The following is a 10,201-nucleotide window of genomic DNA, read 5'->3' on the forward strand; positions in this document are numbered from 1 at the left end:
AAGACCCTGAAACCGGCTACGACTTTGCGGGTGACTACTTCGGCCTGCCTTGGCCTTGCTATGGCACGCCCGAGCTCAAGCACCCTGGCTCGCCCAACCTGTACGACACCTCCAAGCACGTGATGGACGGTGGTGGCAATTTCCGCGCCAACTTTGGTGTGGAGCGCGATGGTCAAACGCTGCTGGCCGAAGACGGCTCCCACTCTTTGGGTGCCGACATCACCACCGGCTACCCCGAGTTTGACCATGTGCTGCTGAAAAAGCTGGGCTGGTGGGATGACCTCACCGCCGCTGAAAAAAACGCCGCTGAGGGCAAGAACTGGAAGACCGACATGTCTGGCGGCATACAGCGCGTGGTCATGAAGGTGCACGGTTGCCACCCGTTTGGCAATGCCAAGGCGCGTGCGGTGGTCTGGAACTTCCCCGATCCGATCCCGCAGCACCGCGAGCCCTTGTATGGCACGCGCCCGGACATGGTGGCCAAATACCCCACCCACGACGACAAAAAAGCCTTCTGGCGCTTGCCCACGCTCTACAAGTCCATCCAGGACAAGAACGTGGCGGACAAGGTTTATGAAAAATTCCCGCTCATCCTGACTTCGGGCCGGTTGGTCGAGTACGAAGGCGGTGGCGAGGAAACCCGCTCCAATCCCTGGCTGGCCGAGTTGCAGCAAGAGGCCTTTGTGGAAATCAACCCCAAGGCGGCAGCTGACCGGGGCATCCGCAATGGCGAGCGTGTGTGGCTCAGTTCTCCCACCGGCGCACGGCTCAATGTGCAGGCGCTGGTCACGGAGCGGGTGGGCCCAGACACGGTCTGGATGCCGTTTCACTTCTCGGGCCGCTGGCAGGGCGTGGATATGTTGGCGCACTACCCCAAGGGCGCAGCGCCCATCGTGCGCGGGGAGGCCGTTAACACCGCCACGACCTACGGCTACGACAGCGTGACCATGATGCAGGAAACCAAGACCACGGTCTGCAACATCGAAAAAGCCTAAAGCCACCACCGATTGGAGACCGACATGGCACGAATGAAATTTATCTGCGACGCCGAGCGTTGCATCGAATGCAATGGCTGCGTGACTGCCTGCAAGAACGAGCACGAAGTGCCTTGGGGCGTGAACCGCCGCCGCGTGGTCACGCTCAACGACGGTGTGCCGGGCGAAAAGTCCATCTCGGTGGCCTGCATGCATTGCAGCGACGCGCCTTGCATGGCCGTTTGCCCGGTCAACTGTTTCTACCGCACCGATGAAGGTGTGGTGCTGCACGACAAGGATGTCTGCATCGGCTGCGGCTATTGCAGCTATGCCTGCCCGTTTGGCGCGCCGCAGTTTCCGTCGCAAGGCACTTTTGGCATGCGCGGCAAGATGGACAAATGCACCTTCTGTGCCGGTGGCCCCGAGGCCAACGGCAGCCAGGCAGAGTTTGAGAAATACGGTCGCAACCGCCTGGCCGAAGGCAAATTGCCCGCTTGCGCGGAAATGTGCTCCACCAAGGCCTTGCTGGCCGGTGATGGCGATGTGGTGGCCGATATTTTCCGCAGCCGTGTGGTGCAGCGCGGCAAAGGTGCCGAGGTATGGGGCTGGGGAACAGCGTACGGCTCCAAACAAGCCGGTCAGCCGCCCGTGCAGGCCACCGAAGGAGCCAAGCCATGAAACGCACTGTAGTCATTGGGAGCGCCATGGCCGCTGTGCTGGCGCTGGCAGCTTGTGGTGAGCGACCACAAACAGCCACCGGCTCGAAAAAAGACACGGCGTCTTATCAGGGCACGGGCAGCAATTTTGTGCAGCAGGGCTGGACGCCTGGCGACAAAACCAGTTGGGAGCAGCACCTGCGCGCACGCCAGCAGCGCGGCCAGAACGACTACTCCCGCATGCCTTGATTGCGAGGTTCGCCATGAAACCCATGAAACACCTTGTGTGCGCTTTGCTGGTGGCCAGCAGCGCGGCCCTGGCGCCAGCCTCTTGGGCGCAGGCGCCCGCGAGCCCGGCGGTCACACCATCGCCACCAGCGGCTGTGGCGGCGCCTGTCATCGCTGGCATCCAGAGTCAGAGTATTTTTGAGGTCAAACCCGACGCCAGCCAGGACAGCGGCTACGCCAGCCAGACCAATGCCGAGCGCGCCCAGGTGCAGCCCGGCAACAACGCGCCGATGTGGCGCCAGGTGGGGCAGGGCGTGACCGGCTACAGCAGCCTGCCGAAAACGCAGGCCCCCGAGGCAGGCAACCTGATCCAGCCGTTTGTGCAGTACCCCGGATCGCGCTTGACCAACGCCGGTGAGGCCTGGCGCCAGGTGCGCAACCAGTGGATCATTCCTTATGGCGCCGCCTTGCTGGGCATTGTGCTGCTGGCACTGTCCATTTTTTACCTGACTAAAGGCACCATGGGCCACGAGCACCCCGACACGGGTCGCCGCATCGAGCGTTTCACGCCGTTTGAGCGCGCTGCGCACTGGGCCAATGCCTTTGCCTTCATTGCGCTGGCACTGTCGGGCATCGTGATGGCGTTTGGCAAGTTCTTCCTGCTGCCGCTGATGGGCAGTGCGCTGTTTGGCTGGCTGACTTTTGCCTTGAAGAACGTGCACAACTTCATGGGCCCGTTGTTTGCCGTGTCGTTGCTGGTCATCATCGTGACCTTTGTCAAAGACAACATTGCCAACCGCGCTGATTTTGTCTGGCTCAGCAAGGCGGGCGGCATGCTGGGTGGCCATGACCAGGTGCCTTCGCACCGCTTCAACGCGGGCGAAAAAGGCCTGTTCTGGTGGGGTATCACCATCCCCGGTATCGTGGTGGTGGGCACGGGCCTGGTGTTGGACAAGCTCATCCCCGGCGTGGGCGAGTTGCGTGGGCAGATGCAGATTGCCCACATGCTGCACGCTGCGTTGGCCATTTGGATGATGGCGCTGACTCTGGGCCATATCTATATGGGCACCGTGGGAATGCGCGGTGCCTACAAGGCCATGAAAACGGGCTATGTTTCTGAAGGCTGGGCGAAAGAGCACCACGCGCTGTGGGCCGAAGATGTGCGCACGGGCAAGATTCCTGCCCAGCGCAGTGGCCCGGTGGCTGTTTCTCCTGATGCGGGCCGTGCGGCGCAGGTCTGAGGTAAACCATGACTATGAATATGCGTAACCCATTGCTGGCGGTACTGGCCGCCACTGTTTCTTGTATGGCCTTGGCCAAACTGCCAGCCGCCACCCCGGAGGCACAGGCCAAAGCCGCTGAAGCGGCTGCCAAGTCTGCCTGGAGCGGCAAGGTAGAGGCTTACCAGCTGTGCTTGGCGCAAGACAAGGTGGCCGCGCGCTTTCGCCAGAAAGCACCTGAAGGGGCCAGCGTTTCCGGTTGCATGAATCCGGGGCCTTTTGCGTACACGCCACCTGCTGACAAACCCGCAGAAGCGGCAGGTGCGCACTCGCCGCCGGGCACGGCCAGCAGCCCGCCCAGCACCTCCATGCCCTCGGCCTCCGCGCCCAAACCTTGACACGTTTTTTGCTGATTACGGCCCCTTGCAGGGGCCGTTTTCTTTTGCCTGTACGCTGGCGCCATGCAAAACGATACCCACTGCACACCCTCTGGCCTTTTCAGGCTGCCCCGCCTCACGCAGGCGCAAGCCCCGCTGACCCAGGCGGTCGAGGTGGTCAACGAGCGCGGCGAGCGCGAGCGCATCCACATCCCCGCCGAGCGAGCCCTGACCGTGTACGTGGACAAGCGCGAGCTGGTCACGCTGATGACGCTGGGCGCCCATCCCGAGTGGCTGGTGCTGGGCTACTTGCGCAACCAGCGGCTGCTGGCATCGGTGCACGACATTGACTCCATCACCGTGGACTGGTCGGTCAACGCCGCCGCCGTCAAAACGCGCAGCGGCATAGACCACATTGAAGAGCGCACCGCCAGCAAGGTGGTGACCACCGGCTGCGGCCAAGGCAGCGTTTTTGGCGGCCTGATGGACGAGGTCGATCGCATCCACCTGCCTCCTGCGCAACTGACACAGGCGCAGCTCTACGGCATCGTGAACGCCATTCGGGTCAAAGAAAGCACCTACAAATCGGCAGGCTCGGTACACGGCTGCGCGCTGTTCCAGGGAGAAGAGCTGCTGATTTTTGTTGAAGACGTGGGCCGCCACAACGCTATCGACACCATTGCCGGCTGGATGTGGATGCAGCCCGGTGCGGGTGACGCCGGGCTGCCGGGGGCCGACAAGGTGTTCTACACCACAGGCCGCCTGACCAGCGAGATGGTCATCAAATCGGCACAGATGGGTGTGCCCATCGTCGTCTCGCGCAGCGGCATGACGCAGATGGGCCACGCGCTGGCGCAGCAGCTGGGCCTGTGCGCCATTGGCCGCGCGACCAACCGGCGCTTTCTGTGCTACAGCGCCCCTGAGCGGCTGCGGCTACAGCCCACGCTGGCCGAGCCCGCCGCGCTGCCAGGATCAGACCAACCCCGCACGGGCGCTGCCTGAGCGCCCGCACCTGTTTTGAAGCCCGGCGCCGGTATCCCTGAACCCTGGCAGGTCAGGTGATTCGCGCTAAGGTGCCGCTCCCGTCAACTACCCCGGACATAAGGACGGGGCTTGAAGCCGAAAGGATGCAAGCCGGGTTGACCAGGGAAAGCGGTAACCAACCCGCTACGTTGACAACAGGTCGTTCAGACGCACCAGCAAATGCTTCCTCAGTTTGCTGCTCTGCAAGGTTTTGATCATGCTGGGCCAAGGTAAAAGCCCGAAGGTTAAAACCGCAGCACCGTAAGGCGCTGGAGCCGGTTGTGGACATTCCCGAGGGGAGCGACATCGCAAGATGTCCGTCACCAGGCCCGTAAGGGCTGACTGCTGGAAAGACAGCTGATTTTTGGAGAGATGGAGAGCTACGTGGCAGTTTTTGTGTTGGACCACCAAGGCAAGGCATTGATGCCCTGCACCGAAAAGCGCGCCCGGCTACTGCTGGCGCGTGGCCGGGCGCGGGTGCATCGGCTCGTGCCGATGGTGATCCGGCTCACAGACCGTGCAGCGGATACATGCGCTTTTCAGCCGCTGCGTTTGAAGCTCGACCCCGGCAGCAAAACCACCGGCTTGGCCTTGGTGCGCGATGCCCAAGTCATTGACCAGCAAAGCGGCGAAGTGCAAACCACTGCCGTCGCGCTGAACCTGATGGAGTTAATCCATCGTGGCAAGCAGATTTCCGAAGCACTGACGGCGCGCCGCCAGATGCGCCGCCGCCGCAGAAGCCAGTTGCGCTACCGCACCCCGCGTTTTCTTAATCGCGGCAACAAAAAGTCGGGCTGGTTGGCGCCCTCGCTGCAACACCGGGTCGATACCTGCATGGCCTGGGTGCGGCGCATCCAGCGTTGGGCGCCGGTTAGCGCGCTCAGCAGCGAGCTGGTGCGCTTTGATATGCAAGCCCTGCAAAACCCGGAAATCTCGGGAGTGGAGTACCAGCAAGGCACCCTGTTCGGCTACGAGCTGCGCGAGTACCTGCTGGAGAAATGGGGCCGCCAGTGTGCGTATTGCGATGCCAAAGACGTACCGCTGCAAATCGAACATATCCAGCCCAAAGCGCAAGGCGGCAGCAACCGGACAGCCAATCTGACGCTGGCTTGCGCCTGCTGCAACCAAAAGAAAGCAGCGCGCAGCATCGAAGACTTCCTGGTCAAAGACAAAAAACGCCTGGTCAAAATATTGGCTGACGCGAAAAAACCGCTACGCGATGCCGCAGCAGTCAACGCCACGCGCTGGGCACTGGCGAATTCCCTCAAAGCCACCGGCTTGCCGGTAGAACTGGCCTCGGGTGGTCAAACCAAATTCAACCGCTGCATGCTGGGCATCCCGAAAACCCATGCCCTCGATGCAGCCTGCGTCGGGAAAATGCAAGCCATCGAAAACTGGCAACGCCCCACGCTCACCCTCAAAGCCACAGGCCGGGGCAGCTACCAGCGCACCCGCCTGGACAAATTCGGCTTCCCGCGTGGCTACCTGCTGCGAATCAAACGGGTGCATGGCTTTGGCACTGGCGACATGGTGCGCGCTGAGGTGCCTTCGGGTCGCAAAGCCGGGACACACGTTGGACGGGTGGCTATCCGTGCCAGCGGCTCTTTCAACATCCAGAGCTACCAGGACGGAAAATCTGTCGTGGTGCAAGGCATCAGCCATAAACATTGCCGCGTGGTGCAGCGCGCTGATGGCTATGGCTATTTCTTCAACAGGGCCGACAACACAGGACGTGAACAGGCAAGGCCCCAAGCCAGGAACGCTGCGCGTTCCGCGCTCTGCCTGCCCGGCATGAATGCCGAAGTTTCACGCGCAATCTGATGAACCTGACTTTTTTACGATTGGGCTGGCGCACGCTGTGGCGCGACCTGCGCGCCGGCGAGCTGCGCCTGTTGCTGGTGGCGGTGACGCTGGCCGTGGCGGCCTTGACCTCGGTGGGCTTTTTTGCCGACCGGCTCCAGGGCGGTTTGCAGCGCGATGCGCGCCAGCTGCTGGGCGGCGATGCCGTCGTCGCCAGCGACCAGCCCACGCCTGCCGCGTTTGTCGAGCGCGCCCAGGCGCTGGGCCTGCAAAGCGTCACCACCCTGGGTTTTCCGACCATGGCCCGCGCCAGCGATGCGCAGGGTGGCGCGGCCAAGCTGGTGGCGCTCAAAAGCGTGCAGCCGGGTTACCCCCTGCGCGGCAGCCTGACTGTGTCGGCTGGCCCCGGTATGGTGGGTCAGGCTACCCGTGACATTCCCACGCCCGGCGAGGTCTGGGTGGACGAGCCTTTGCTGCAAGCCCTGGAGCTGCGCGTGGGCGATGTGCTGCTGCTGGGCGACGCGCAACTGCGCATTGCCCGCACCATCGTCATCGAGCCGGACCGGGGCTCGGGCTTCATGAGCTTTGCGCCGCGCGCCATGGTCAATGCGCTGGATTTGCCCGCCACCGGCCTGGTGCAGCCCGCCAGCCGCCTGACCTACCGCTTTGCCGTGGCTGGCCCCGAAGCAGCCGTGCAGCAGTTCAGCCAATGGGCAGCGGTGGAAGCACAAAAGCCCGCCATCCACGGCGTGCGCATCGAATCCCTGGAGAGTGGCCGCCCGGAAATGACGCAAACGCTGGACCGGGCGCAAAAGTTCCTCAACCTGGTGGCTCTGCTGGCCGCACTGCTGTCGGCGGTGGCCGTGGCACTGGCGGCGCGCGGTTTTGCCGCCAGCCACCTGGACGCGTCAGCTCTGCTGCGCGTACTGGGCCAGAGCCAGGCCACCATCGCCTGGAGCTACACCTTTGAATTTGCCTTGGTGGGCCTGTGTGCCAGCGCCCTGGGCGTGGTGCTGGGTTTTGGCGTGCATTACGTGTTTGTGCTCCTGCTGGCGGGCTTGGTGGAGTCGGCACTGCCCGCTGCCAGCCTGTGGCCCGCGCTGCTGGGCCTGGGCGTGGGCCTGACCTTGCTGCTGGCCTTTGGCCTGCCGCCGGTGTTGCAGCTGGCGCAGGTGCCGCCGCTGCGCGTTATCCGGCGTGATGTGGGGGCGTTGCGCCCGGCATCGCTGGCGGTGCTGGCGCTGGGCGTGCTGGGTTTTGCGGCATTGCTGTTGGTGGTCAGCCGCGATCTGAAGCTGGGCCTGATCGCCGTGGGTGGCTTTGCCGCTGCCGTGGTGCTGTTTGCTGCCATGGCCTGGGTAGTGGTCAAGCTGCTGCGCCGCACGGTGAATGAGGCCACGGCGCCGCGCTGGCTGGTGCTGGCCACGCGCCAGATCAGCGCCCGTCCGGCTTACGCCGTGGTGCAAGTCAGTAGCCTGGCCGTGGGCCTCTTGGCGCTGGTGCTGCTAGTGCTGCTGCGCACCGACCTGATTGCCAGCTGGCGCCAGGCCACGCCACCCGACGCACCCAACCGCTTCGTCATCAACGTGCAGCCCGACCAGGCCGACGCCTTTCAGCAGGCGCTGCAAGCTGCGGGCGTGCGCCAGTACGACTGGTATCCGATGATCCGTGGCCGCCTGGTGGCCGTGAACGATCGCCCCGTGGGCCCGGACGACTACACCGAAGACCGTGCCAAGCGCTTGGTGGACCGCGAGTTCAACCTCTCCAATGCCGCGCAGGCACCCGCACACAACCAGGTGGTGGCGGGCCGCTGGACGCCACAAGAAAAAGGCGCCATCAGCGTGGAAGAGGGCCTGGCCGACACCCTGGGACTGCGCCTGGGCGACCGGCTGCGTTTTGACATTGGCGGTGTGCAAACCGATGCGCGCATCACCTCGCTGCGCAAGGTGGACTGGGGCTCAATGCGGGCCAACTTTTTTGCCATGTACCCCGTCGATCACCTCGACGGCGTGGCCGTGACGTACCTGGCCGCCTACCGCGCCCCCAACGCGCCGGGGTTTGACAACGCGTTGGTGCGCCAGTTTCCCAACATCACCAACGTGGACATGGGTGCCACGCTGGCGCAGGTGCAGCGCGTGCTGGACCAGGTGATCCGGGCGGTGGAGTTTTTGTTTGCCTTCACGCTGGCGGCCGGGCTGGTGGTGCTGTTTGCCGCCGTCACCGCCACGCGCGAGGAGCGCGCGCGCGAGTTCGCCATCATGCGGGCGCTGGGTGCACGCGCCAGCCTGCTGCGCCAGGTGCAGCGCGCCGAGCTGGCTGGTGTCGGCTTGCTAGCGGGCTTTCTGGCCAGTAGCGTGGCCGTGGCGGTGGGCTGGGCGCTGGCGCGTTACGTGTTCGATTTCCACTGGACGGCATCGCTGTGGGTGCCCTTGGCGGGCAGTGCCGCAGGCGCCGTGCTGGCCCTGCTGGCTGGCTGGTGGGGCCTGCGCGAGGTGCTGCAACGCCCGGTGGTGGATATGCTGCGCCGCACTGCCGAATAAAATTTACTCATTTTTTGATAGCTGGTAGCGCTCACCACCAGGGCGCTAGAGGCACTTTTGACCATGAAAAAAGACCACACTGAGCCACCTACCCCTGCACCAACCGAACAGGCCGAACCAGCGGTACAAACCGCAGCGCCTGCGCCGCAAATCACCGCTTTTGAACTGATAGGCGGTGAGCCCCAGTTGCAGGCCCTGACCGAGCGCTTTTACGCCCTGATGGACTTGGAGCCCGCCTACGCCGAGTTGCGCGCCACCCACGGCAGCACGCTGGACGAGGCACAGCAAAAACTGTTCTGGTTTTTGTGTGGCTGGCTGGGCGGGCCGGATTATTTCGTCGAGCGCTTTGGCCACCCGCGCCTGCGCGCACGCCATATGCCGTTCTCGATTGGCATCAAGGAGCGCGACCAGTGGGTGGCCTGCATGGACCAGGCCATGCAGGAAACTGGCATCCCCGGGCCCCTGCGCGAGCGCCTGCACGAGAGTTTTCTCAACACCGCCGACTGGATGCGCAACCGCCAAGGCGCCTGAAGCGCCGTACGTGCTGTGCCCGAGGGCGGGCCAGCAAACCGGCAGATTCTGGCAGGCGCCAAGGGTCAGGCAGTAGGTCTTGTCAGCGCGTCAGCGCCTCGCGCACCGCTGCCACCTGCCGGCGCGATACCGCCAGCAACTCACCCAGCCCTTGCAGGCGCACCGCCCAGCCTTCGCCCTCTTCGGGGTCGTAGTGCTTTTCCAGCGCCCGCACGGCGCGCTGCGCTACCAGGGCGTTGCGGTGGATGCGCAAAAAGTGCGGTGCGTGGCGCGCCTCCAGTTCATTGAGCGAGGCGTCCAGGATGTAGCTGCGTGCGGCGGTGCGCACCGTCACGTATTTCTGTTCGGCTTTGAAGTACAGCACCTGCGCCAGCGGCAAGCGCTCGGTGCGGCCCCGGTCTTGGATCAGCAGCACCTCGCCGTCGTGGGGTGCGGGGGCTGCGGGCTGTGTGGCGCTGGCGCGCTGCGCTTTGGCCAGTGCCTGCTGCAAGCGCTCGCGGCGCACGGGTTTGGTCAGGTAGTCCACCGCGTCCAGCTCAAAAGCGCTCACGGCGTGTTCGGTGTGGGCCGTGACAAAGACCAGTGCGGGCGGGTAGGCCAGCGTTTGCAAGGTGTGCGCCAGGCCCAAGCCGTCTTGCCCGGGCATGTGAATGTCCAGCAGCACCACGTCAAAGGCACGTCCGCTGGTGGGTGCCAGCAGGGCCAGGGCATCAGCTGCAGTGGCTGCCTCGCTCAGTTGGTGGGGCAGGCCCGGCGGGGCGATGTCTGCCAGCAGGGTGCGCAGGCGGCTGCGCGCCAGCGCCTCGTCGTCAACGATCAGGATGTTCATGGGGCAGGGCGCGCGGCTGCGCG

10 protein-coding genes are annotated in these 10,201 nt (G+C 64.3%); 9 read left to right on the forward strand and 1 reads right to left on the reverse strand.

The window, feature by feature from the left end; all coding sequences use genetic code 11:
• The 9 genes from PHX69_RS12275 to PHX69_RS12315 form a co-directional block, all read left to right on the forward strand.
• On the forward strand, nucleotides 1–995 hold a 995-nt coding region (locus tag PHX69_RS12275; protein ID WP_288044004.1), incomplete at its 5' end, for a molybdopterin dinucleotide binding domain-containing protein.
• A gap of 24 nt (nucleotides 996–1,019) precedes the next feature.
• The gene (gene fdh3B, locus PHX69_RS12280) at nucleotides 1,020–1,652 is read left to right on the forward strand and encodes a formate dehydrogenase FDH3 subunit beta (protein ID WP_119012019.1); all 633 of its coding nucleotides are present in this window, start codon (nucleotides 1,020–1,022) and stop codon (nucleotides 1,650–1,652) included.
• Nucleotides 1,649–1,879 (forward strand): hypothetical protein, encoded by a 231-nt coding sequence (locus PHX69_RS12285; protein WP_119012018.1) that lies wholly within the window; start codon nucleotides 1,649–1,651, stop codon nucleotides 1,877–1,879. Before fdh3B ends, PHX69_RS12285 begins: the two co-directional genes overlap by 4 nt.
• A gap of 23 nt (nucleotides 1,880–1,902) precedes the next feature.
• Entirely contained in the window at nucleotides 1,903–3,099 is a 1,197-nt protein-coding gene (locus PHX69_RS12290; protein WP_288044013.1) for a formate dehydrogenase subunit gamma, read from the forward strand.
• 8 nt (nucleotides 3,100–3,107) lie between these two features.
• The gene (locus PHX69_RS12295; RefSeq protein ID WP_502958525.1) at nucleotides 3,108–3,476 is read left to right on the forward strand and encodes a hypothetical protein; all 369 of its coding nucleotides are present in this window, start codon (nucleotides 3,108–3,110) and stop codon (nucleotides 3,474–3,476) included.
• A gap of 63 nt (nucleotides 3,477–3,539) precedes the next feature.
• Nucleotides 3,540–4,457, forward strand: coding sequence for a formate dehydrogenase accessory sulfurtransferase FdhD (locus tag PHX69_RS12300; protein WP_288044008.1), 918 nt, complete (start codon nucleotides 3,540–3,542; stop codon nucleotides 4,455–4,457).
• 405 nt (nucleotides 4,458–4,862) lie between these two features.
• Nucleotides 4,863–6,299, forward strand: coding sequence for an RNA-guided endonuclease IscB (iscB, locus tag PHX69_RS12305; protein ID WP_288044009.1), 1,437 nt, complete (start codon nucleotides 4,863–4,865; stop codon nucleotides 6,297–6,299).
• The gene (locus tag PHX69_RS12310; RefSeq protein WP_288044011.1) at nucleotides 6,299–8,818 is read left to right on the forward strand and encodes an ABC transporter permease; all 2,520 of its coding nucleotides are present in this window, start codon (nucleotides 6,299–6,301) and stop codon (nucleotides 8,816–8,818) included. The genes iscB and PHX69_RS12310 overlap by 1 nt, the downstream gene beginning before the upstream one ends.
• Before the next feature lie 63 nt (nucleotides 8,819–8,881).
• Entirely contained in the window at nucleotides 8,882–9,349 is a 468-nt protein-coding gene (locus PHX69_RS12315) for a group II truncated hemoglobin (protein WP_288044012.1), read from the forward strand.
• A gap of 82 nt (nucleotides 9,350–9,431) precedes the next feature.
• Here the strand turns inward: PHX69_RS12315 and PHX69_RS12320 are convergent, their stop codons facing one another.
• Nucleotides 9,432–10,178 (reverse strand): LytR/AlgR family response regulator transcription factor, encoded by a 747-nt coding sequence (locus tag PHX69_RS12320; protein ID WP_119012013.1) that lies wholly within the window; start codon nucleotides 10,176–10,178, stop codon nucleotides 9,432–9,434.
• Nucleotides 10,179–10,201: the final 23 nt, after the last annotated feature.

It is taken from the genome of Simplicispira sp. (assembly GCF_028687295.1).
Lineage (GTDB): Bacteria > Pseudomonadota > Gammaproteobacteria > Burkholderiales > Burkholderiaceae_C > Simplicispira > Simplicispira metamorpha.